This window comes from Pseudomonas sp. AP19 (assembly GCF_001728855.1).
Taxonomy (GTDB): Bacteria; Pseudomonadota; Gammaproteobacteria; order Pseudomonadales; family Pseudomonadaceae; genus Aquipseudomonas; species Aquipseudomonas fluorescens.
In genome coordinates this window covers 45,446-67,664 of the sequence record NZ_LXJP01000002.1, presented here as the reverse complement: position 1 = coordinate 67,664, position 22,219 = coordinate 45,446, and the positions used below count along the sequence as shown (strand labels likewise).

18 protein-coding genes are annotated in these 22,219 nt (G+C 60.0%); 10 read left to right on the top strand and 8 right to left on the bottom strand.

Translation table 11 applies throughout. The features are described 5' to 3' along the window. Positions 1-17 precede the first annotated feature (17 nt). Positions 18-2,075, top strand: coding sequence for a methyl-accepting chemotaxis protein (locus A7D21_RS02240; RefSeq protein ID WP_069550983.1), 2,058 nt, complete (start codon positions 18-20; stop codon positions 2,073-2,075). 162 nt (positions 2,076-2,237) lie between these two features. Beyond that, positions 2,238-2,864, top strand: coding sequence for a glutathione S-transferase family protein (locus A7D21_RS02235; protein ID WP_053257127.1), 627 nt, complete (start codon positions 2,238-2,240; stop codon positions 2,862-2,864). 123 nt (positions 2,865-2,987) lie between these two features. On the opposite strand, the gene A7D21_RS02230 is transcribed toward A7D21_RS02235, so the two are convergent. The 3 genes from A7D21_RS02230 to A7D21_RS02220 all read right to left on the bottom strand — a co-directional run bounded on the left by A7D21_RS02230 (position 2,988) and on the right by A7D21_RS02220 (position 5,726). Next, positions 2,988-3,941: a DUF6166 domain-containing protein gene (locus A7D21_RS02230; protein ID WP_069550982.1), complete on the bottom strand. Its 954-nt coding sequence runs from the start codon at positions 3,939-3,941 to the stop codon at positions 2,988-2,990. 65 nt (positions 3,942-4,006) lie between these two features. Continuing rightward, positions 4,007-5,257, bottom strand: coding sequence for a hypothetical protein (locus A7D21_RS02225; protein WP_069550981.1), 1,251 nt, complete (start codon positions 5,255-5,257; stop codon positions 4,007-4,009). 118 nt (positions 5,258-5,375) lie between these two features. Further along, complete coding sequence (locus tag A7D21_RS02220) at positions 5,376-5,726, bottom strand: hypothetical protein (RefSeq protein ID WP_053257124.1); 351 nt, start codon at positions 5,724-5,726, stop codon at positions 5,376-5,378. A gap of 228 nt (positions 5,727-5,954) precedes the next feature. On the opposite strand from A7D21_RS02220, the gene A7D21_RS02215 reads away from it, so the two are divergent. Further along, positions 5,955-12,170: a membrane-targeted effector domain-containing toxin gene (locus A7D21_RS02215; RefSeq protein WP_069550980.1), complete on the top strand. Its 6,216-nt coding sequence runs from the start codon at positions 5,955-5,957 to the stop codon at positions 12,168-12,170. 47 nt (positions 12,171-12,217) lie between these two features. On the opposite strand, the gene A7D21_RS02210 is transcribed toward A7D21_RS02215, so the two are convergent. Next, the gene (locus A7D21_RS02210) at positions 12,218-12,673 is read right to left on the bottom strand and encodes a VOC family protein (RefSeq protein WP_069550979.1); all 456 of its coding nucleotides are present in this window, start codon (positions 12,671-12,673) and stop codon (positions 12,218-12,220) included. A 132-nt stretch (positions 12,674-12,805) separates the two neighbouring features. On the opposite strand from A7D21_RS02210, the gene A7D21_RS02205 reads away from it, so the two are divergent. Both A7D21_RS02205 and A7D21_RS02200 read left to right on the top strand, forming a co-directional pair. Continuing rightward, positions 12,806-13,549, top strand: coding sequence for a BPL-N domain-containing protein (locus A7D21_RS02205; protein WP_069550978.1), 744 nt, complete (start codon positions 12,806-12,808; stop codon positions 13,547-13,549). Between the two features lie 60 nt (positions 13,550-13,609). Beyond that, entirely contained in the window at positions 13,610-14,068 is a 459-nt protein-coding gene (locus tag A7D21_RS02200) for a GNAT family N-acetyltransferase (protein WP_069550977.1), read from the top strand. 392 nt (positions 14,069-14,460) lie between these two features. On the opposite strand, the gene A7D21_RS02190 is transcribed toward A7D21_RS02200, so the two are convergent. Both A7D21_RS02190 and A7D21_RS02185 read right to left on the bottom strand, forming a co-directional pair. Beyond that, a complete protein-coding gene (locus tag A7D21_RS02190; RefSeq protein ID WP_069550976.1) occupies positions 14,461-15,330 on the bottom strand; it encodes a GyrI-like domain-containing protein in 870 nt (289 codons plus the stop codon). Positions 15,331-15,453: 123 nt separating this feature from the next. Further along, a complete protein-coding gene (locus A7D21_RS02185) occupies positions 15,454-15,999 on the bottom strand; it encodes a GNAT family N-acetyltransferase (RefSeq protein ID WP_083272151.1) in 546 nt (181 codons plus the stop codon). 417 nt (positions 16,000-16,416) lie between these two features. On the opposite strand from A7D21_RS02185, the gene A7D21_RS02175 reads away from it, so the two are divergent. The 4 genes from A7D21_RS02175 to A7D21_RS02160 all read left to right on the top strand — a co-directional run bounded on the left by A7D21_RS02175 (position 16,417) and on the right by A7D21_RS02160 (position 19,659). Next, positions 16,417-17,631, top strand: coding sequence for an aldose 1-epimerase family protein (locus A7D21_RS02175; protein ID WP_053257118.1), 1,215 nt, complete (start codon positions 16,417-16,419; stop codon positions 17,629-17,631). A 343-nt stretch (positions 17,632-17,974) separates the two neighbouring features. After that, a complete protein-coding gene (locus A7D21_RS02170) occupies positions 17,975-18,694 on the top strand; it encodes an SDR family oxidoreductase (RefSeq protein ID WP_069550974.1) in 720 nt (239 codons plus the stop codon). 343 nt (positions 18,695-19,037) lie between these two features. Further along, entirely contained in the window at positions 19,038-19,271 is a 234-nt protein-coding gene (locus A7D21_RS02165) for a hypothetical protein (RefSeq protein ID WP_053257116.1), read from the top strand. Positions 19,272-19,359: 88 nt separating this feature from the next. After that, entirely contained in the window at positions 19,360-19,659 is a 300-nt protein-coding gene (locus A7D21_RS02160; protein WP_053257115.1) for a hypothetical protein, read from the top strand. Between the two features lie 39 nt (positions 19,660-19,698). Here the strand turns inward: A7D21_RS02160 and A7D21_RS02155 are convergent, their stop codons facing one another. Further along, positions 19,699-19,938 carry a DUF6124 family protein gene (locus A7D21_RS02155; protein ID WP_053257114.1) on the bottom strand — a complete coding sequence of 80 codons (240 nt, stop codon included), beginning with the start codon at positions 19,936-19,938 and terminating at the stop codon, positions 19,699-19,701. A gap of 411 nt (positions 19,939-20,349) precedes the next feature. On the opposite strand from A7D21_RS02155, the gene A7D21_RS02150 reads away from it, so the two are divergent. Then, positions 20,350-20,925: a nucleotidyltransferase family protein gene (locus tag A7D21_RS02150; protein ID WP_069550973.1), complete on the top strand. Its 576-nt coding sequence runs from the start codon at positions 20,350-20,352 to the stop codon at positions 20,923-20,925. Here A7D21_RS02150 and chrA read toward each other — a convergent pair. Continuing rightward, positions 20,912-22,123, bottom strand: coding sequence for a chromate efflux transporter (gene chrA / locus A7D21_RS02145; protein ID WP_069550972.1), 1,212 nt, complete (start codon positions 22,121-22,123; stop codon positions 20,912-20,914). The two genes, A7D21_RS02150 and chrA, sit on opposite strands and share 14 nt — an antisense overlap. Between the last annotated feature and the right edge of the window lie 96 nt (positions 22,124-22,219).

Here is a 22,219-nt window from a genome sequence, read left to right as displayed (position 1 = left end):
TTCGGGAGCGGTCAGCCATGCACACTCTTCTATCACCCGGTATCCGCTTGCTCGGCCGTTTCGGTTTCGCGCGCAAGTTCCAGGTGCTGTTCTTCCTGTTCATGCTACCCCTGGCCGGGAGCCTGTGGATGATCGGCCACGATTACCGCGACAAACTCGCGGTGATTTCCAGCGAGCAGTCCGGCGTTCGCCAACTGTTGGCGCTCGACGCACTGGATGGCCAATTGACCGCGCAACGCAACCAGGCCGCCCGCTGGAAAGCCCTGGACATCCAGCACACGCCGACGCCCGCCGCCCAGGCGGCGATGGACAAGGTGGATGCCGGCAACCCGGTCATTATGCAAAGCCTGCAAACCCTGGGGGATACGCTCAAGGCCCAGAACGCCAGTGTCGACACGCTGGCACGTTTTGCGGCGTTGCAGGCGACGGTCAAGGGGATGGACACGCAGTCCCTGCGCACCGTGGGCTGGTGGCCGGACGGTTATGACCGCTTCACCACTGCCCTGACCGCCATGCAAACCCTGCGCGAGCAGATCACCGTGGACGCCGGGCTGATCCTCGATCCCTGGCTGGAAACCTACCTGCTGATGCAGATTTCCAGCCAGCACACGCCGGACTTGATCGAGCGCATCGGGCGCACGGCAAGCGTTGGGCAGTCGTCCATTGCGTCCGGCCAGTTCACCCTGCAAAGCCGTTTGCAGATGCGTGACCTGCGTAGCCGTATCGGCGATGCACGCGACCAGTTGGTCAAAGCCGCCGCTTCGCTCAAAGCCAAGCCATACCCGGGGCTGGAGACGTGGGCAGCGCAATACGACAGCAGCCTGCAGTTGCTGGACAGCGAACTGAAAACCCTGGACGACGGCGTGTTTGGCGGCACGATCAAGCTCGACAGCGCCGCCTTCGACCGTAGTGTCGACAGCATGCTGGGCACGTTGGGTGCGCTGCGCAGCCAGTCGCTGCACTCACTGGATGCGCGCTTGAGTTATTACCACGACCGCTCACTCAGGCAGTTTATTCCTGTGGCGGCCACGTTCAGCCTGCTGGCCTTGGCCGCGCTGTACTTGTTTAGCTGCCTGCAAGCCTCGATCCGGCGCAGCGCCAGTGGCATCACCCTGCTTGCCGAGTCGTTGCGCGACGGCAACTTGTGCGTGGAAGTGGCGGTAGAAGGGCGTGACGAACTGGCGGCGATCAGCACCGCGCTCAACGTTGCGGTGCTGCAACTGCGCACCAGCCTGTTGGGTGTCAACCACGAGACCCAGCAACTCGGCTCAGCCGTGCTTACGCTTAATTCGCAATCGGGCAGCACGCTCTCCGAAGTCGAAGACCAGCAGCACCAGATCAGCCAGATTGCGGCCGCCGCGACGCAGCTGGCGGCCACCTCGATGGGCGTCGCCAGGAGCTGCGAACAGGCCTCGGGCAGCGCGCAGCAGACGCGGCGCATTGCCGAAGACAGCAGCCGTGACAGTCAACGCACCACGGCCAGCATCCAGCAACTCAACCAGCGCCTGACCGACACGGCTAACGCCCTGGAGCAAGTGAGCCAGCAGGGCCAGCAGATTCAATCGGTGGTCGATACCATCCGCGGGATTGCCGAACAGACCAACCTGCTGGCGCTCAACGCCGCGATCGAGGCTGCACGCGCCGGTGAGCAAGGCCGGGGTTTTGCCGTCGTCGCGGACGAGGTGCGCAGCCTGTCGCAACGCACCCAGGCCTCCACGGCGCAGATCGCCGGCACGGTGGACAGCCTGCGCGCGACCGTGAGCCAGGCCGTGAGCCTGATGAGCGCCGCCTGCGACCAGGCGCTGACTGACGCGGAGTCTGTCACCGGGCTGGGCACACGCCTGGGCGAGATCGCCAGCGCGGTGCAAAACGTCACCGACACCCTGGCGCAAATTGCGACAGCGGTAGAGGAACAAGCCGCGACGGCGGATGAAGTGAGCGGCAATATCCAGCAAGTCGACCAGGCCGCAGGGCGCTTGCTCGACGGTGCGCGGGCCGTCAACCAGGCAGCCGATACCCTGAGCAAAGGCAGTCAGGCGTTGAGTGAAAACACCGCGCGGTTCCGGCTGGACTGAGCGCCGATCCCCAGCGGGCCGCCTATTGATTGGGGGGGGCGGGGCAAACCCGCTCGCCACATCGGCAACATTGAGCGCGGTTGTGCATTCTCTTAAGGGCACTCCCTGCCGGCGGTGTAGTCTGCTCTTACACACCCTGGTGTTTGCCCAATGGAGCCGTTCATGATCACTGTCCACCACCTCAACAACTCACGCTCGCAACGTATCCTCTGGTTGCTCGAAGAACTCGGCCTGCCCTACGAGGTCAAGCGCTACCAGCGCGACCCGAAAACCAACCTCGCGCCGCCTGAGCTCAAGGCGATCAACCCGCTGGGCAAATCCCCGGTCATCGAAGACGGTGCCCTCGTCTTGATCGAGTCCGCCGCGATCATCGACTACCTGATTCGCCGCCACGGCCAAGGCCGCCTGCAACCTGATCCTGCTACCGCCACCTACGACAAATACGTGCAATGGCTGCACTTCGCCGAAGGCTCGGCCATGCTGCCGCTGATGCTTAACCTCTACGTCGGCCGATTGGGTGAAGCGGGCGCACCCTTGCATCCGCGGATCGAATCGGAGTTGGCCAATTACCTCGGCTACCTGAACGACGTGCTGGCGGATACGCCGTACCTGGTCGGTGACGAACTGAGTGGCGCAGATGTCCAGATGAGCTTTATCGGCGAAATCGCCAAGGCGCAGGGCAAGTTGCAGGCCTACCCGAATCTGGCCGCCTGGGTGCAACGCTTCCAGGCACGCCCGGCTTATCAAAAGGCGGTGGAGCAAGGTGGGGAATACGCGTTCGCCAAATAGAGACGCCTAGGCAATAGGCACGGCAGGGGGGAGAGCATGTTCACTGCACGCGAGCTGCATCTCCCTTTCCTGGCCCTTTACGCTGATAACCTCAATACTTTGGTGTTGGGAAAGTTGTCAGGTTTAAACGTATTTTTTGTATCTGTTTTGCGCCTCGTTGTAGAGGCTTAGAAGCGTGGGGTGTGAATTCAGATCGACCGGCGAGTCGGGTACATAGGCGAGGGCTCTTAGAATTCTATCGGAGTCAATGATAATGTCGTCTTTGTTGAAGCGCTCAAGGTGTGAAATTAAATTGTATTTAAGCGCGTCGATGGAGTCGTTGTCGGGGATGTCCCCGCCAAAGAAGTGCGCGAGCAATGAAATGGCCAGAAAGTTGGGGCCAGTGCCGTTATAGCCCCATTCAAAAAAGCCGGAGTAAGGGAACAGGTCTTTTCTAGGATCAAGCGGCGACGCTTGCCCGTTGGGCGCTACGTAAATGGCGGTAGGGCAACCATGAGGGCGAGTGAGAATGTACTGCCCCGCGGGCGAACCCAGGCACCGGGTGTTTGAGTTCAGCGCAATAAAGTCCCGCCATATCAGGCTTTCCACTGAGTATTTCAAATCCTTTATTCCAGACTGTATCTGTTCTCTTATTGCTTTGGGTAACAGGTTTTTGAATTCGCTGTAATCTCTGTCTGCGGTCAGGGAAAAGCAGTAGTGGTCTTTTTTGTCGTTGAAATACCAGTGGGTTTGTATGTCTTGCGCGGTAAAAAAATAGTGCACGTGTCTCTCGTGCTCGTCATTAGTATGAATGAGTGCGAAATAGCCTTTCCTGAAAGGCGTTATGGGGTCGTCTACATAGTTCCTGTGTATTTTGACCTGGTTGTGCCCTTCAAAGTATTTTGATTGGACATAGCCCAGTGCCGGGGTGTGGGCTCTATTGTGGATTGCGTGTTCTTTTGATCGTTGTTTCTCTTGTACGATAATGTCTGCCGAGTCTGCATCGACAGACCTTGTCAGAATCCAGAAGTCGTTAGATAACAACGCCTTTGATCGCGTTTCACCGGTGTAACCATTTTCATTTTGTTTGTAGGACATTGTTCTGGTCTTAGGCGTGTGAAATATAAAGTGATTGCTGTGAGCTTAAGGAGATCGAGGGCAGGTCAGCGCTCCACTGTCAGCGCGATGAATTCGTTCACATAGTGCGTGTCGCTCGACGTCGACTCCAGCGTCAGGGCCACGCCCAGGTCCTCGATAAACACCCGTGAGGTCTTGTAGTCGCCCTGGTCGCATGCCAGCTTGATGGCATCCCCGTTCAACGATGCGAATACCTGGCGTGCCGGGATACGCTCGCCGACGGTGCAGGTCAACGAGGTGTCGTAGGGCTTATCGGTCGGCTGGGCGGGAACATTCACCATCTGCAGGCGGGCGCTCAGCGTTTGGCCGGGGGCCCAGCGGGTTGGCACGTTCAGCTCGATGTCGCGGGTTTGCAGCACGCGGCCATCGCCCACGCCGTTCATCTTCGACTTCAACTGAATCAGGTCGGCTTGCGTCAGGCGATCCACGTCGAAGGTATTGCCATAAGCCTCGTTCTTCACCAGCAAGCCACCCTGTGCCTTGAAGGTCACCGAGACGGGCAGGTCTTTGCTGCCATCGCCCCGCTTGGAAACGTAGCGGTAGCTCAACGTCTTGAACTTGGGTTGCAGCAGGGGTGAGTCGAGGCGCTGGCGTACGTTGGCCGGTACGTCGACCTCAGTGAAACTGGGCTCGACCTGGGTGCGCGGGTAGTCGACCGGCGCGATGTCCGGACGCAGCTGCGCCAGCACCCCGGCATTCACGCCGCCCTGTACCGAACAGCTGACACGCGATTGGGTGCCTTGCGTGCCTTCCGGCTCCACGATCAGTACGCGCTCCACCTGCCGTGTTCCCGGCGCCTTGCCCGGCTGGGGCTTGATCGCACGCCAGGCGTTGCCGACCTTGAGCTCGCTGCGCGTGTATTCCTTGGCGCCTTTTTGCAGTGACTCCGGTTGCGCGAGCAGCGGTGCGAGGCGCAGGGCAACCTCGTCAACACCACCGTCGACAATGAACCCCCAGTAATAGTAAAGCCCCAACGGACCGAGGTTGGTGACCTCATCGGCATACGACAACAGCTTCAAGCCGGCGATGGGCGGCGCGCTGATCGGCACTTGGCTGGCCTGGCGGTCGGCGCGGTTTCTGACGGCGATCCAGGTGAAGGCCTTGTCCTGCTGGAGTGGGGCATAGGCCTGCCAGGCATCGCGGTGCGTGTTGAGGCTGGAGAAGAAGCTCGCGTCGCAGCGTGTGAAGGCCTTGAGCGTGTCGGTCAGGGCGGCGGCGTCGGCATGGGCGAGTGACGGCAATACGGCAGCAGCCAGGAGGAGGGCGGGCAACTTCATGGCAGGGGATGTCCTTATCGGCGAAAGGCGAGGTGGCATTATCCGGTAGATGGCGAGTGGCTTCCAGGCAAGCACGGCAAATCAACGGTGGCCGCCGGCTCGCCTTAGCCGAGGGGCATCACGCCAGGCGCCGACGCCAATCGCCGCCCTGCTGAGCGTGGCATTCCTCTTCGGAGTCGAAGCGCACACAGCGATCAATGTTCACCCCAGCCACCTCGGCGTCGTGCAGTGCGGCGGCGGTCAGCGCCCGCATGCGTTGGTCGGTACCCTTGGCCAAGGCGTGGTCTTTGTTGGCGCGCGTGTCGAACACCCAAATCACCCGCAGGCTTTGCGGGAAGGCGGCGTAATCGACGGTGTGGGTCAGCCAGTCAAAGCCCGGGATTTCGGCTTTGGCGGTTTCACAGGCTTCGGTCAGTGTGGCGACCAGGCGGCGTTCGAGGCGGGCGTTGTCACGTTTTGGCGTAGGCATTAATGAGTTCCAGTGAGTCGGCGCTGAACGGTCGGGTCTTGGTGGGCGTTTTTAATAAACGCCATAGTAAAGCGCCCATGCGCCGCTGACGAGATTCTTCCAGAACATCAAGCGCCCGCTGTTGGGGGGTGAATGCAAAGCCATTGGGCACCCTGAATAATTACCGCCGATACGCGCAGGCGCCGCCTCAAGCTGAAGGTTCATTTCATCAGCATAAGGACAGTGCCAATGAGCACGCAGTATTCCGTTTCAGCGGTACCGACGCTTCAAGAGGTGCGCACCCACTTACTGGAAATCGACCCTGAGCTGCGCACCCAAACCCGGCTTCCGGTGGTATTGCCGCCCGAACTGGTGGCGTTGGAGGCGCTGAACACCGCCTTGATCAGCGCCAACGAACAGTTCCTGAACCAATCACGCAGCCTGTACCAGGCAGTGGCTCAGGCCGATCTCACCGAGGCAGCCGGCAAGGCGCTACTGGCAACGCTCAAGCTCACTCTGCACACCCGCCTGCACAATCTTGATGAGACCAGCACGGTGGATGGGCAAGGTCGCAAAAGCTATCTCACCCAGGTCGCCGGCCTTGGTGCGTTGGAGCAGCAGGCCAGGCTGGACGTGCGTGATTACCTGCTGTCTCCCGACGAACAGCGCATGATCGAAGACTGCTCGCGTGGCCCGGCCTTCCGACCGGGGATGTACGCGCTGAATTTCGCTTACCAGGACAAGACCGTGGAGTTTGCGGGGGCCTTTGTGCTGACACGTAACGCCAGCCCGGTGGTGAACAACTTGACGTCCGGGCAGGACCTCGGCCGGGTCCTGCTGTTTACTCCGAACCGAGGCCTGGAGCGTTTCGATTCCTTGGCGGAACTCGACCAGCGCCTCAAGGCGTTGCTGACCCTGCCGGCGGGGCGCGCGGAGCTCTGCTGCCACTTGCCGGTACGCTACCAGGCGCTGGACGTTGCCGGCATCTGGCCCCTGCAATTGCAGCCGATTGAAGGCGAGCCCCTGTTTGAGCACACCTACAACGCGCTGCTCGACAAGCGCCGCCAGGACATCGACCTGGCGTTGAGCCTGGTCGACAATCCGTTGCACGCGGCGACGCTGCTGACGTCGGCGCTGGACGATGCGCTCAAGGCTGCGCTCCCGGACTTGTCGTTACGCCTGAAATTCAGGCAGCAGCAGCTGCTGGAGCGAAGCGTGTACAACAGCCTGCCTGACTGGTATCGCAGCGCCGCCCCGGCCAGCCAGCAGACCCTGAGTGGTTTCATGCAGGCTTACAATCAGGCCCGCGATACGTTCGTCGACCTGCACGGGCCGCTCGCTTCTCCCCAGGCCCTGGCCAGTTACCAACTGACCGAGTACCTCGATGAAGAGCTGGATATCCATGACCTGGACCCGCACCACCTGCACATCACCACTCGCCGCAACGTCCCCAGCATCGGTGTGTACGAGCAGCAGCACAACCTGGTTGAGTTGAGCTATTCGGGGCTGCAGACCGGCGACGAGCTGCCCGGCTCGGACTTTCTGACCAACACCACCCTGACCTACGCAGGTGCCGCGCTGGCGGGCCAGCACGCCGAGCTGAATGTGCAACGTGTGCTGGACGTGCTGCGCGATCCGGAGCTGAAACCACGCCTGGACTTTGCCGCGCTGCAAAAAGAGCTGCAGGGCAAGCCTGAATTCAAACAGGCTGCCCGCGACCTGTTCGATCACCGTTTGGTGTTGCTCGCCTACGTCGCCCGTTTGCGAGGCGACTTGAGCCAGGCGGACTACCGGTTGTTTGAAGACCTGCGAGCCGGCAGCAACCCGAATGTGTGTGCACAGACCGTGCTGCTGCACGGTGCGCAACTCAAGGACTTATGGCTGTTGCGCGAGGTCGATGGCGAGGATCAAACCCGGCGCTTGCTGTTGTGCACACCCGGCTCGCCACGCGAGCAGCAGTTCATGGCGTTTACCTCTGAGCGTGAGTGCCAGCTGCATATCATGGGTTGGGCCGATAACAGAACCCGCTTCAACAATCGCACCCTGAGCGACTACCTGCTCGAGCAATGCCCGCTGCGGTTTCGCCCGAAAATGGCGACGTTCCTCGCCGGGTTGGGTTTCAAACCCGACGCGCAGGAACACACGGCGGTGACATTCGGCCCTTTATGCACCCATACCGTCTGCCTGGACGCCATGGTCATCCACTTGCAAAGCACCGCGGTGGACGATTACGAATACACCACCCCGCCGTGGTATCGCTCGGCCTCGGCGGCGGACCGCACGCGGTTGACCAGCCTGGCCGAGGATGCGGCAGGTGGTGTGCGCGTCTATCACGCCCGGCCCGATTCAGAAGCAAACCTGGTGACCTTCGACGCCTTTGTGCACGAGAACGCCAAGCTCAGCCTGAACACGCTGCTGGGGCGTAGCCAAAATGATATTGACCCGGACACGGTGTACGTTTCGGCACCTTGGCCGTTGCTGGGCGGCATGCCCGCGCCCTTGTCCTATACCCGGCTTTACCGGGACGGCTACCAGGATAATGTCGGCTTCATCGACCCGAAATTTTCCACCTCGGCCACCTTCAGCGGGCCGGCTGGCATCGACCTGAGCCGCCTGACCCCGCTGAACGTCGCACGTTCGGTGACCGGTGTATGGGTCGGCCAGCGCTACATCGACGAGGTGCGCGCCAAGTTGCAAAGCGCGACCAGCCCCGGCTACACCGAGCGGCGCAACGCCACGCTGGCGATCAACCAACTGCAGATGAAATACACGGCGCTGGAGTGCTGCCTGCGCGGCCACATCGCCAGGGTCGACCTGGCCTGGCTGGAGCGCGCCATCGACAGCCTTGACGAGACGACGGTCGCGACCCGCAACACCTACAAGGTCCATCGCCTGATGATTGACGGCGAATGGATCATCGGCAACTACGTGTTCAGCCACGCGGACAACCCGGCTCTGCTGTACACGCCTGACGCACCCGATGGCATCGGTTTGCGTGAGGCGAAGTTGTTCAACTACTGGCTGAAAAAAGTCGACGGCGTATCGGACTATCTCCTCGGGCGCGTGACCGTCAAAGCCAAGGCCCGGATCGCGACGTTGCTGGAGGCCGCCCGCAAGGGGTTGCCCGAGACGATCGACCGTACGACCCCAAGTCCCGCGCGGCATGACCCGATCGCCACGGTTGTGCCGCTGACAGACCTGCGCCATGAGCTCTACAACATGGTGTTGCAGCGCAAAATAGATGACGTGGCTGCCACCACGGTCAACCGCACTGAAATGATCACGGGCATTCTGTGGGCCTGTGTTGAGCTGGCCACCGCCATCGCCACCGTGCCGTTTCCGGTGTTGAGCCTGAGCCTGGGTGGCCTGTTGGCGTTCAAGGATGCCATGCTCGCCATCGAGGCCTACCAGCAGGGTGACAAAGCGGGCGCGCTGAGTCACTTGATCGGTTATATGACCAACCTCGGCGGTGCCGTGTTGTTTGACTTCCGCCCGGCCTTCAAAGCCCCGTTCAACACCATTTCCATCAGGCCGGCGCTCAAAGCCGCCAAAGAAGCCCTGCTGGTGAGCAGGGTTGACCCACGCATTCCTGCCGGTATGAAGTCAGTGCTGTTCGACGCCAGGACTTTCTGGGTCAAGCACACACCGGACCCCCTGGGCCGTCATCTGCTGTATCGCTATGACGCGGCCACCGGGCAAATGCTGTCAACCTCGCGTATGGTCAACCAGAATGCCAACGGCCGTTGGGTGCGTTCCGGCTTTTCGGCAGGTGGGCGCAAGAAGTATCAGCTCCTTCAGGAGACGGTGGAGCCGCCACTCGCCGCCTACGAGATTGCAGCTGGGCAAGGCCGCTACTTCAGAGCGGTACTCGACCCCGACTTCGCGCGAAACCTTGCCAGCTATCCGGACGACGCGATTGCGCAGGGTGTGCGCGTAACGACCCGCGACGAATTGCGTGCGCGGTTCGCCCGCTATCCCGCTCAGGTGAAACAGCTGACCGAGGATGCAGACGCGTTCTACACCGCTTCACCCGCGCGCCCGAGTCGCACCGACGTGCCCGTGCTGGCGGCGGATGCCAGCCCTGCCGGCGCGCTCGTCACCCTGTTCCAGCACAAGCAGAGACTGATCATCGGCGCCGCCAACGCCTGCGTCGCGAGTAAGCAATTGCTGATCGAACAGATGCCGACGATGGCCACGCAGGGGCTCAGGCGCGTGTACGTTGAGAACCTGCCGGCGGATGTGTTTCGCAGCAAACTTAAAATCATCAACGGAGACGTCAAAGGCGATGTCGCTTACGCGTTGAAGCGTGTCGAGGACCATTTGGCCCGGGTCGACAGATCCTTGGGCTGGGGGCCGGATGCCCCGTTCACCTACCGCAAGTTGCTGCTGGCAGCGCACAAGCACAAGGTTGCGATCGAAGGTGTGGATGCTTCGAGTTCCTATCATATGGAGCATGTGCTGGAGCTCTCGGGCGGCGAACGGTTTATCCCGCGCAGCAGCAAGTACAGAAACTTTTATTCCCACAAAGCGATCGGCACGAACAGCACCGATGACGGCTGGATCGCCCTGGTTGATCACAATCGCATTGGCAGCATTGCCGAGGTGCCTGGCCTGGCTGATCTGCAAAACGTCATCGCCCTGCGGGTGGATGACGTTGCGCCAGGCCAGGCGGTGGGCATTCAGCGCGATACGTCCGCTGCCGCGCTGTCCAGGGGCGACTACAGGCTGACCATGGCCCCCGATGCACACACGTTGCCCGCCGCCGGGCCTTCAACGCCCGTGCAAGCACCTCGCTCACCGTCCCATTACACGGCGTTTGATCTGCCCGCGGCCCATAAAGAAAACCTCGACCTTATGGTGCATTCGCACCGCGCCTTGGACTCTCGCTACGGTCAACAAGGCGCAGGCCCTCAGGCAGAGGCGTTCGAAGCCTTCAGGATCACCCGTGATCGCCTGGAAAAAACCGCTCAAGAGGCCTTGGCCGCGTACACACCGTCGGCGCGCCCCAGCTTCACCGACTTGGCTACTGCGACCAGTGAAGAGGCGTTTATCGAGCGGCTGTATAAACGGAAATGGGGACTTATCTTCAGCGAAAGTCATGCTCACCGGGCGAGCAAGCGAGCGCTGATCAAACACATGAGGTGGTTGAAAACCCAGGGTGTCAAAACACTGTACGTGGAGCACCTGCTCACCGATCTGCATCAAGCTGAATTGGAGACTTTTTATGAAACGGCGAAAATGCCCGAGAACCTGCGGCGCTATTTGCGTGCGCAAGATGTTGGCCATATGCCCGGTTATTCGGGCAGCGACACTTACACCCACGTCATCGAGGCGGCGAATAAGGCCGGGCTGCGAATTCGAGCGCTCGATTGTACGGCCAGTTATCACGTCAAAGACATGTCCGCATTGAACGCCCGCCATACCCTGTTCAGCTATTTTGCCAATGAGGTGATCAAGGCGGACCAGGCGACATTTGGCGCGCATAAATGGGTCGCACTCATGGGGGACAGCCATGCCGATATGTTCAATGGCGTGCCAGGTATCGCGCAATTGCAGGATGCCGTCAGCTTGACGGTGCGCGACGTAGCCCCCAGCCACGCACGCGCGTTGCATCCGGGCGGATGGGAAATCCTCGACGGTGGTATACGCAGCCCCGGGCGCATAGCGTTACGCAGTGACTTCAAAATAGACGTCGGGATTGCCGGCAAAGCTGTACCTCGGCCCAGTGCCCAAATTGATCGCACCTGGCTGAGAAATATTGACGACTTCCTGATTGAGCAGCCGTCATCGACCCAGGCCAATGTGCTGCACCGTGCCAGCACTGGGGAGATTGTCGTCACGCCCATTCACATTGACGAAAAAGGCCAGTTCTTTGTTGAGCATTGGCCGCAATTGAAAGATCAGCGTTTCTTGCGCATTGACGAAGTGAGCGAAGCCCTTAAGGCCGATGTCCTTTTGACGGCCGCCTCCGACAAGACTCAGCCAAGCGAACGGCTGAAAAATGTCGGCGACTTCCTGATCGAGCGGCCTGCTGTGAGCCAGGCCACGTTGGTCCGTCGTGCCGAAAACGGCCAAATCCTTTCTCATCCGATCAAGATGGACAATGCGGGCCAGTTTTACATTGAGCAATGGCCATCGTTGCGAGACAGGCGTTACTTACTGGTAGAGGACTTGGTCGAAGCGCTTAAAACGGAACTGCACATGTCTGTTATTCCCACCAAGGCGCGGCAGCGTTCGCGGCTCAGAGAGAGCGGCGATTTTCTGATTGAGCGCATTTCATCGGGTCAATCCAACCTGCTGCACCGTTCCCGCAGTGGCGAAATTATTTCCACGCCGATTAAAGTTGACGCTGATGGGCAGTTGTTTATTGAGCGTTGGGACGATTTGAAAACGGCACGCTTCTCAAACCTTGGGCAATTGATCTTCGCCCTGAAGAGACAGAAGGGCATGTTGCCGGCCTTCTAATCCCACGATTCACGTTGGCCCTGCGCGCTGCAGGGCCAACGCGCCGCTCACGCAAACGCCGCCTCGATAAAGGCCTCCAACGCCTGCGCCTCCAGGATCTCGATAGAGAAATGCCCGAAGCGCTTGGGCAACCAGATAATGCGTTTGCCGGAGGGCGAACGCAGGTCCTCAAGTGTCAATGGCCGGCCGTTTTCATCCTCCGGCTGCACGCCGCAAGCGGCCAATTCGGCATAGGCCACCTCGATGTCCGGCGTCGTGTAGCAATGCCGATAAATCATCCCTTCGCCGTGGGCGTCCAACAGCTCGCGCAAGTTGCCTGCCAGTGGCTGTACCAACATGAAACGCTCCTGGCCCATCAACGCAATCGCAAAACGCACATGCAGGCCGCCGCGCTCCCACACCTGGGTGCTGGAGATGTTGGCGTTGAGGATCTTCGCGTAATACGCGCATGTCTCCTCAAGGTTGTTGACCAGCACGTCGACGTGGCTGAATTTCAGGTCCATTGCTTGCCCTCTGGCGGATGTGGGTACACGCGACAGTAGCCGATTTACAACTGTTAACGTATTCAAAACGGCATTCGATATACGCTCTGCCGGGTACAACCTGGATCAACCCTGTTTAACGAGCCCACGCCCATGCGCCTGCCTGTCACCACCGCTGTGCTGTTTGCGTTTGCCACCCTGCAAGCGTCGTTCGTCCACGCCGCTACGCCGATCACCCATGTCGCCATCTACCGTGGCCCAGCCGGCTGCGACGACTGTTCCGAGAGCGTGAAAAGCGCATTGCAGCGGCTCAGCCCGAACTATCAGATCGACTTCGTGGGCGCGGATGAACCCATCGACATCACGCCCCACACCCTGGCGCGCTATGACCTCTATGTGCAGCCGGGCGGCGGCCAGGATATCCCCGCGGCCCTCGACAGCCTGGGTAAGGCGCGCGCTGACGCCATTCGCGACTACGTCGCCAAGGGCGGGCGCTATTTGGGGCTGTGCATGGGCGCGTACCTGGCGGATAACAGCAACCTTGGCCTGATACCCCAGGACCTGGATTCCGAAGCCGGCAGGCCTGGGTTTGAAGTGGCGGGCATTGAGGATGCGGCGGTGCGGGTGGTGTGGGAAGGGAAGCCCGACCGTGTGTTTTATCAGGACGGGCCGTACTTTCCCAAAGCGCATGGGGCATCGCCTTACACAACCATTGCGACCTACCGCAACGGTGATGTGGCGGCGGCGCGGTATACGTATGAGAAGGGCGTGGTGGTGTTGAGCGGGCCGCATCCGGAGGCGGGGCAAAAGTGGTTTGAGGATGCTGGGATTGCGCTGAGTGAGAGGCCGCGCGGGGAGTTGTTTGGGGCGCTGATGCGTAGAGTGGGGCAGGAGTAGCGTTATCGCCGGCGCTGTCTCGGTGGTCGAAAGGTTAGATGATCCAAAGGAGCGTTACAGATGCTAAGCGTGGATTGGCTCGATAAACAAATGGACAAGTGCGACGTTATGGCCGAATGGCTTTATCGGGAATTCAGTTATGAATTTGCGCAGCAATCGCTGTCGAGTTGGCAACACGAGTTCTTTGATGGGCAGCGTGATGGCCGTTGGAAGTGTCTGATCGCAACGGAACAAGACCAGTTGCTAGGTGGCGCTACGCTTGCAGAAAACGACCTGCCCGAGCGGCCGGATCTAGGCCCGTGGCTTGCGTGTGTGTTCGTCACACCTGAAGCTCGAAAGAGAGGGCTCGCCGCGCAGTTGATCGAAGGCATCTGTGTTCATGCAAGGGACGCTGGGTTCACGGCCTTGTACTTGCACACCCACAGCCAGAGCGATTACTACACCAAGCTTGGCTGGAACGTCGTGGAGCGCTTTGAGGCGTGGGGGAAAGCGCAATACCTTATGTCACGGCGTTTATAGTCAACGCCGACTTCAAATTTCCGCGGTTTTTTTATGAGCGGCAAAACGCTGATTTGACGTCAGCGTTTTCACAGCTTGTCAGCTGATCTGAAAGATTTCAGAAATTGCACTCAGGGCTTTGTTGCCGTGAGATTCATACAGACCGTTCAGCCTCGTCTGGTCACTGAGGCAATGCAGTCGGAAGTGGTTGTAGAACGCCTGACCCAACCGCTGGTTGTTGAATTCACCTCTGTCCCAAAGCGCCAGGAACTCATCGTAGGCAGCCCGCTCAATGTTCGGTCTTATTGCACTGTCCAATGTGGCCCCCATTGACGGTGGGTGTTAGCAGGATCCTACAAAGGCAAAACGTCCTGTGCAAGGCACTCGACCCGGGTGACGTGTTCTTCGCCCCCTTACCGCAACGGAACATACACATCGGTTTCCCATCGGTCTTGCGGTGTGGGCGGATACACGCTCAGGTAGTGGAAGAACAGTGGCTGATCACGCAGTTCTTCACCACTGGCAGGCAGCCAATCGCGGTAGATCGGATAGATCGATTCGCCGATGTGGTCCGGCGACCCCACGTGCCGCCCGACGACGTAGCGTCCGCCAGCCATGAGCCGTTCGTGCACGCCGAACGCATTGGGTTCCACCGCCTCGTGAATCTCGCCGCAAATGGCGAAGCGGAATGCGTCTGCTGGCGTGGTGTCGGGGTTGCCGTAAGGGATGCCAAAGCTGCGACTCGATGCCACCGGCGACTGCCCGCTCTGCATGCGCCACTGGATGAACCTGCGCACGCTCTCACTGACAAGCCTGGGGGAGCCGCAATGTTCAAGCGCTGCGACGCGGACTTCGGGGACTTCGACGATTCGTACTTGCATGATGACAGTCCTGGAAAAGTGAGGGATGGCGAACACCGCATGCCAGACCTGCCAGTTCGGCGCCTTCCGGAACGCACTCGGCGTCATACCGACCGCTCGCTTGAACGCCCTGCAAAATGCCTCGGGACTGTCGAAACCGGCACCGAGTGCCGCCTCCAGTACCGAATGATCCGCAGCGGCAGCCAAGCGGTGGGCCGCGCGTCGTAGTCGCATGAGTTGCACATAACGTGAAACCGGCACGCCGACGAACGCGGTGAATTGGCGATGGAAGTGAAACGTCGAAAAATTCGCCACCTGGCTCAACGTCTTCAGCGACAGGTCACCTTCGAGATTCTCATCGATGTAGGTGAGTACGGCATTGAAGCGTTGTGTGTAAGCGACGTTGATCGGCGTGTCGGACACTGGCAAAAGCTCCTGGAGGTGGGGTCGGCAATAGAGTCGACGATCGCGACGGGAGCCTGCCTAGCCGGGTTTGCTCAACGTGGGTGTTGGGGTGGGCCTTGCATCGATAAGTGACCGCGCTTTTTACCCCGGCAACGTCTGCCAGTGAGCGCGCGTCAACCCGTAACACCTCGCCAAGGCCGGCGCGGCGGCTATTTTCAGTTCGGCGTCATACAAATGCACCGCGCCCAACTTCAGTATGGCCGTTTGCGAACGAATGTTCGTAGGCGCTATGTGGAAATAGACGCTGTCGTAAGCCCTGAATGCATGCGCCAGCATCAACTGCTTAAGCTCGCGGTTGGCTTCGCCACCCCACTTCGCACGCACCAGAAAGGTAAAGCCGATGGCAATGCTGTTCGGTAGATCCGGCGGCGTGTAGTAGCTTGACGTGCCAACGATATCCCCGCAGGCAATATCAACGACCGCGAGCGCCTTCTTCGTGGCGAGTAGAGAGGCGAAGTACGCCTCGAACACATCGCGTTTATAGCGATCCCTGGCGGGATGGCCGGCCCAGATGTGTGGATCAGCCGCTGCCTTAAACATACCTTCAAGATCACTGTCTTCCAGAGGTTTAAGCCTCAGGCTGCTACCGCGCAGATCGGGTTGGCAGTCGAAGTCGTCGGCAGTCATGGGGGGCTTTCCGAGTGGCCAGGGGGGTTGGCGCCAGTCTAGAGCGGCTGTTAGATAAAGAAAGATCCAATGTGACGGGTAATGAGGGGGCCATCGTTGTAGAAAAAAGGATGCCTTTATTTTCCGGTTGGAAAGCGCCCTCTGTGGGTCGGACGATGTTTAGTAAGCGTGTTCTGATCCCTGATTCCCGGATTTGGCGTCTGCATTTTCACACAGCCTCGGTTGAAAGCAGTCTGATGCGAGGGGCCGGTTTTGGCCGGTTGCTGCCTTTCGCGAAGCGCAGCTTAGGGGCGATTTTAGCCGGTCACAGAATGCAGAAATGGGCGATCAGCGACATCACCGTGTCTATCTTTTTAGCTTGCTGAAACGTTTCATCTTGTTTATAAAAATGGCACAACTCCAAGAAAGGCTGCCGCCATGACCCCGCTCAAACTTTTTGTTGCCATCAGCGCACTGTCCGCTGCCTCCCACGCCATGGCCTGGGATTACGTTCTGCTCGACACTGACAAAGCCGCCCAGAGCTGGCAAATCACCAGTCAGCACCTCGGAATAAAAACCGACAAACCCTTCAGCGTTACCTTGCGCACCTTGCACGGCGGTCGGCAGGAGGGCGTCAGCATCGTCGACATCGATAACGGCACGATGAAACTCTCGGTAGTGCCGACTCGCGGAATGAACGTCTTGCAGGCCTCAGTTGGCAATGTACGCATGGGCTGGGATTCGCCGGTCAAGGAAGTGGTCAATCCGTCTTTTATCGAACTCAATGGCCGTGGTGGTCTGGGCTGGTTGGAAGGTTTCAATGAGCTGGTCACCCGCTGCGGATACGAATGGGTCGGCCACCCCGGCATCGACAACGGCGAACTGCTGACCCTGCACGGTCGAGCCGCCAACATTCCTGCGAATAAAGTCACGCTGCATATCGATGAAAAACCACCGTACGCCATTACCCTGCGCGGCGAGCTCAAAGAGCAGGCGTTTAAAAAGGTCGACTTCTCGGTCGCGACCGAACTGGTGACCGAACCCGGCAGCGTTGTGTTCGCCCTCAACGACACGCTGACCAACAACGGCGACTATCCGAAGGAATACCAGGCGCTGTATCACAGCAACTTCAGCACCCCGTTCCTGGAGCAGGGCGCTCGTTTCGTCGCGCCGGTGAAACAGGTGTCGCCGTTCAACGACAAGGCCAAGGACGATCTGCCCGACTGGCAAACCTACCGCGCACCGACCAGGGACTACGACGAAACGGTGTACAACGTGGTGCCGTATGCCGATGCCAAGGGCGATACGTTGACCGTGTTGCATAACAAGGCCGGCAGCCTGGGCGTTTCGGTCGGCTTCAATACCCAGACACTGCCCGTGTTTTCCCTGTGGAAAAACACCGACACCGAAGGCCAGGGCTATGTCACAGGGCTGGAGCCGGGGACAAGTTTTTCCTACAACCGCCGTTATCAGCGGCCACTGAATCTCGTCCCTACCATTGGGCCCAAGGAACACAAGCAGTTCCGCATCAGCTATAGCGTGTTGGCGGATAAGGCGGCGGTGGATAGAGCCTTGAAGCAGGTTAGCGAGATTCAGGATGGGCGGGAGACTGAGGTGCGGCAGACGCCGTTGGTTGATCTTACCAAGGGTTGAAACGGGCTGGCGCATTGTTGGCCGATATTGCAGCCCCTCGGCCAAGTGTTCGCGTCTGATCCCGTCGGTTTGTTCAAGGTCCACCAGCGAGCGCGCGACTTTGAGCGGCGATGGGCTGCTCCCAACGATTAGGTCACTGTCCGCAGTTGGCCGAAAGCAGCCAGTCACGATTCACAGCTTTCGGCCATTTAGCGCGCGGTCGCTCTCCATCCGCCGCCGCCCAACCAAAATGACCGTCAGCTTTTTCCTACGAACATCAGGTAATAGTCTCTTTGTTGCTAAGCCATGAATCGTCTGCTTGCATACACGCCGCGCGGTCAGCATTCAGGTCAAGGAGACAATAATGAAAACCATGGTAGTCGGGGCAAGCAAGGGGTTGGGCAGAGCCCTGATTGACGGGTTGGGCGAGCATGGGGACACGTTGATTGGTGTCTCTCGTACCCGCCCCAAAGACCTTACGCATAACCCCGGCGTCGTTGTGAATTGGGTGGAGGCAGACCTTGGTGAACCCGTAAAGGCTGCTCGGATAATCGAGCAGGCCGTGGTGGAGGGCGGGCTTGATACCCTGATCTACAACTTAGGAATATGGGAGGCGTTTGCCTTTGATCCCGCCTACAACTTCCTCGCCGACAGCGACGACCAAGTGGAGGCTATCGTCAGCTGCAATATCACTTCGACCATCGTGCTGATAAAGCGGCTGCTTCCCGTTCTGCTCAGAAGTGCTCGCCCAAGGATCATATTGACCGGCTCGACTTCTGGCTTGCCGCAAAGTGGACGCTCAGAAGTCACCTTTGGAGCCTCCAAGTTCGCCCTGCGGGGTATCGCCGATGCTCTACGCGAAGGGTACAGGCAGCAACGCCTGGGCGTGACCTGTTTAAACTTGGGCTATCTGAATACCGAAGATCCAATGAGCACCCCGAGGGGGCTTGCCGAGCAGCGCGGTGAAGGCAACTCAATTCCTGTGCATGACGTCGTACAGGTAGTACGCATGGCCTTGAGCCTGTCTTCAGCAAGCTTCGTCAAGGAGCTTACCTTGCCCGCAATATTCGATGAGCGCTTCTGATGCCTGGCCAGTACATAAGCCTTAAGGTGACCAAAACCTACGCTCGGCTTACGTCTTTAGTGATGCTTGCACTGTCACACCCATGCTTGAAAAAGCCGGTTGGCAGAAAGGTGTTTGGCTAAGTTCGAATAAGGGGGGGGGCTGACCCCAATGTTTGCTATTGGTTTGAACGCCAGCGCTGATCATCTGCAGCGATTGGTCGAGCTCTGCCAAGCGTTAGAGGCAACAGGTCACGACCGTCTGCTTTTGACCGAAAGCCCCCCTTTCTGTGCCAACCGGTCTACCATGCCACCCCCGGCAGTGGTTCCACGCGCTACCGACCACTTTTCCTGAAGGTATCGCCATGTCCATCGACCAAATCTCCCTCCCCAAAGGCGTAGGCCCTCACGCCGCCAAGCTGCTCGACGCTATCACCGGCGCCTCTACCCACGAAGAGCTCAACCGCGCTGGCGGCAAGGCTGAAGGGTTTGTGTTGGGTCTGGAAGCCGCCAAAGCCATCAAAAGCCAAATCGCCGAGTCGCTGTATGTGGCTTATGACGATGCGGCGAGTAATCGGGCGGGTGAGTTGAAGGGCTGATCATTCGCTGGGCAGCGTGTTTCTCTGTGCGATTTTTTGCGCGCGGGTCGTTAGACTGGCGCCTCTGATTTCTCAGGATGAGGCTGTCATGTTTAAAGTTGCTCTGGCGTCAGTGTTGCTGACCTGTACCTTCTGCGCGTCGGCGGGTACGAGTGTTGATGTGTCGAAGATTTACGGCAATATCCAGTTCGTCGATAGCTACCCGGACTACAAGGTTCAGGTTGTCGATCACTACCCCGACCTCAAGGTGCAGAAGGTCGATCATTACCCGGACTCAGCGGGCAAATGGAAAACCGTCGATCACTACCCGGACTACAAAATCCAGATTGTCGATCACTACCCCGACTTCACTATTCAGTACGTGGATCACTACCCGGGCGCTAATTGAAGGCAGCGCCCTCGGCGGCGCTGCTTGAGGGGCGCCCACTCAGCCAGGGCAGGGCGCTTCGCGGTCGAGCAATTTGGCCGTGAGCAGCACGCCCAGTTCGCTCAGTTGGTGGATGGCCAGTGCGATGTCGCGGTGTTTGCCGCACAGGTCTTCGGACAGGTCGAGCAACAGCGTGCTGACGGAGGCGAAGGTTTCGTAGCTGTTGGTGATCAGGGTTTCGGTGCTGGCGTCGGGAACGACGCTGAAGAGGGCGGTTGAATCCGGTTTGACGTTAACCATAAAGATATCCTGGATTAGGCCGCCACCTGTCCGCTACTAAACGAATGGGTGGCAGCTGTGCGCAGGTTAGTAGACCGGTGGATATCTAAAGCCGGCGCGCCCGAGGGCGCCCTACGCACAGCCACCATCAAGTACAGACGCAATGTCTGATTGATGAAGCTCGCGCACTTACAGATACCCAGCTCAGGCTACTAAACCCGATCACTGAACAATTCAGCGACCGAGCCACCTTAGAGACGGCCACCCCAGCGCACAAGCCGGCGGATTCTGACGTAAGCGTAGGCAATGGAGCAAGGCGGCGACGTATCGTTGCGCACGCCAGAGCATTTGCCTACGCTGCGATTCATCATTCAGACTCCGCGCTGTTGTAAAGTCGGCCGCTGCAACCGGCCCGTTTCTCAAGGATTCAACATGACATTGACCGTCAAAACCCTGCTCGAAATCGCCATGGCCAACCCCATCAACGCCGAAATCACCGCGCGCCTGCCGGCCCTCGGCGTGGATCAGTGCATGCTGACCGCGGGCTGCCTGTTCCAGGCGGTGTGGAACCATCAATCCAACCGTCCGGTCGCTCAAGACGTGAAGGACTACGACGTTTTTTACTTCGATACGGACCTGTCCTACGAAGCAGAGGACCGGGTCATTGGCGCGGCCGAGCGGCTGTTTGAGGATTTGGGCGTCAACGTCGAGGTCAAGAACCAGGCGCGGGTTCATCTCTGGTATGGCGAGCGCTTTGGCCGGCCGTATCCGCAGTTGCACACAGCCAAGCAAGGCGTTGATCGCTACCTGGTGGCAGGCACGTGCATCGGGCTGGAGATTGCCACGGGCGAGGTGTACGCGCCCCATGGTTTGGCGGATGTGGAGCAGGGTGTGTTGCGGATCAATCCCCGGCACCCCGAGCCCGAGTTGTTTGAACAGAAGGCACGCAGTTATCAGGCGCGCTGGCCGTGGCTCAAAATCGTCGCGCCGGGGCCTAGCCCAGCGTAACGCTCAATAGCCACCCCACGCCGCCACTGCCGATCACCACCAGCCACGGCGGCAACTTCCACACCATCAACGCCACCAGTGCGAGCAGGGCCAGGCCGAAATCCCGCGCGCTGAAGATCGCGCTGGTCCATACCGGTTGGTACAGCGCGGCCAGCAACAGGCCGACCACCGCCGCGTTGACGCCCGCCAACGCGGCCTGGGTGCGGGCGCAGCGGCGCAGGGTTTGCCAGAAGGGCAGTGCGCCCATCACCAGTAAAAACGACGGCGCGAAGATCGCCAGCAGGCACAGTAGGCCGCCGAGCCAGCCCGTCGGGGCCGGCTGCATGGACGCGCCGAGGAACGCCGCGAAGGTGAACAACGGGCCGGGCATGGCTTGGGCGGCGCCGTAGCCGGCGAGGAATACATCGTTGCTCACCCAGTGAGTCGGCACGACCTTGGCTTGCAACAGCGGCAGCACCACGTGGCCGCCGCCAAACACCAATGAACCGGTGCGGTAGAACGCGTCGATCAGCGCCAGGCCTTGGCTGGGCGCCAGCTCGGCCAGTAGCGGCAAGCCGGCCAGCAACAGCACGAACAACGCCAACCACATCGCCCCCACGCGGCGGCTTAGCGTGATAGGCAGTGCATCATGCGCGGCGGACGGCGGGGTGTTTAGCCACATCAGGCCCGCCACCGCGGCGGCGCCGATCACGCCGACCTGGCCCCAGGCCGAGGTTTGCAGCAGGGCCACGCAGGCGGCGATCAGCATCAGGCTGATGCGCGGTGCATCGGTGCACAGGTTGCGCGCCATGCCCCACACGGCCTGGGCAACCACGGCCACGGCCACCACTTTTAGGCCATGCAGCACGCCGGGCGCGATGACGCCGCTGTGTTGCGCAAGGCCCAGCGCGAACAGAATCAGCAGCAGGGCCGACGGCAAGGTAAACCCGAGCCACGCCGCCAGCGCGCCGCCGTAGCCCGCCCGCGATAGCCCAAGGGCAATGCCCACCTGGCTGCTGGCTGGGCCGGGGAGGAATTGGCACAGCGCCACCAGGTCGGCGTAGCTGCGCTCACTCAGCCAGCGTCGGCGGGTGACGAACTCGTCGCGAAAGTAACCCAGGTGCGCCACCGGGCCGCCGAACGAGGTGAGCCCCAGGCGCAGGAAGATCAGGAAGACCGACCAGGGGCTGGCACGGTGATCAGTGGGTGAGGTGGCCAAGGCGGGCGGTCTCGATAAGGTCAAAACAGGCTAAGGTAGGCAGGCACCCTAGCGGATTTTGATGACGTGAAGAAGAGGCGCCGCTGTGCGCCAATT

Bases quoted from the DNA above. Each gene is read 5' to 3' on its own strand.
- A7D21_RS02150 (WP_069550973.1), top strand. From the start codon at position 20,350: ATGACATTGACCGTCAAAACCCTGCTCGAAATCGCCATGGCCAACCCC.
- A7D21_RS02175 (WP_053257118.1), top strand. From the start codon at position 16,417: ATGACCCCGCTCAAACTTTTTGTTGCCATCAGCGCACTGTCCGCTGCC.
- A7D21_RS02225 (WP_069550981.1), bottom strand. From the start codon at position 5,257: ATGAAGTTGCCCGCCCTCCTCCTGGCTGCTGCCGTATTGCCGTCACTC.
- A7D21_RS02240 (WP_069550983.1), top strand. From the start codon at position 18: ATGCACACTCTTCTATCACCCGGTATCCGCTTGCTCGGCCGTTTCGGT.
- A7D21_RS02155 (WP_053257114.1), bottom strand. From the start codon at position 19,938: ATGGTTAACGTCAAACCGGATTCAACCGCCCTCTTCAGCGTCGTTCCC.
- A7D21_RS02185 (WP_083272151.1), bottom strand. From the start codon at position 15,999: ATGACTGCCGACGACTTCGACTGCCAACCCGATCTGCGCGGTAGCAGC.
- A7D21_RS02160 (WP_053257115.1), top strand. From the start codon at position 19,360: ATGTTTAAAGTTGCTCTGGCGTCAGTGTTGCTGACCTGTACCTTCTGC.
- A7D21_RS02200 (WP_069550977.1), top strand. From the start codon at position 13,610: ATGCTAAGCGTGGATTGGCTCGATAAACAAATGGACAAGTGCGACGTT.
- A7D21_RS02235 (WP_053257127.1), top strand. From the start codon at position 2,238: ATGATCACTGTCCACCACCTCAACAACTCACGCTCGCAACGTATCCTC.
- A7D21_RS02215 (WP_069550980.1), top strand. From the start codon at position 5,955: ATGAGCACGCAGTATTCCGTTTCAGCGGTACCGACGCTTCAAGAGGTG.
- A7D21_RS02165 (WP_053257116.1), top strand. From the start codon at position 19,038: ATGTCCATCGACCAAATCTCCCTCCCCAAAGGCGTAGGCCCTCACGCC.
- A7D21_RS02220 (WP_053257124.1), bottom strand. From the start codon at position 5,726: ATGCCTACGCCAAAACGTGACAACGCCCGCCTCGAACGCCGCCTGGTC.
- A7D21_RS02210 (WP_069550979.1), bottom strand. From the start codon at position 12,673: ATGGACCTGAAATTCAGCCACGTCGACGTGCTGGTCAACAACCTTGAG.
- A7D21_RS02205 (WP_069550978.1), top strand. From the start codon at position 12,806: ATGCGCCTGCCTGTCACCACCGCTGTGCTGTTTGCGTTTGCCACCCTG.
- A7D21_RS02170 (WP_069550974.1), top strand. From the start codon at position 17,975: ATGAAAACCATGGTAGTCGGGGCAAGCAAGGGGTTGGGCAGAGCCCTG.
- A7D21_RS02230 (WP_069550982.1), bottom strand. From the start codon at position 3,941: ATGTCCTACAAACAAAATGAAAATGGTTACACCGGTGAAACGCGATCA.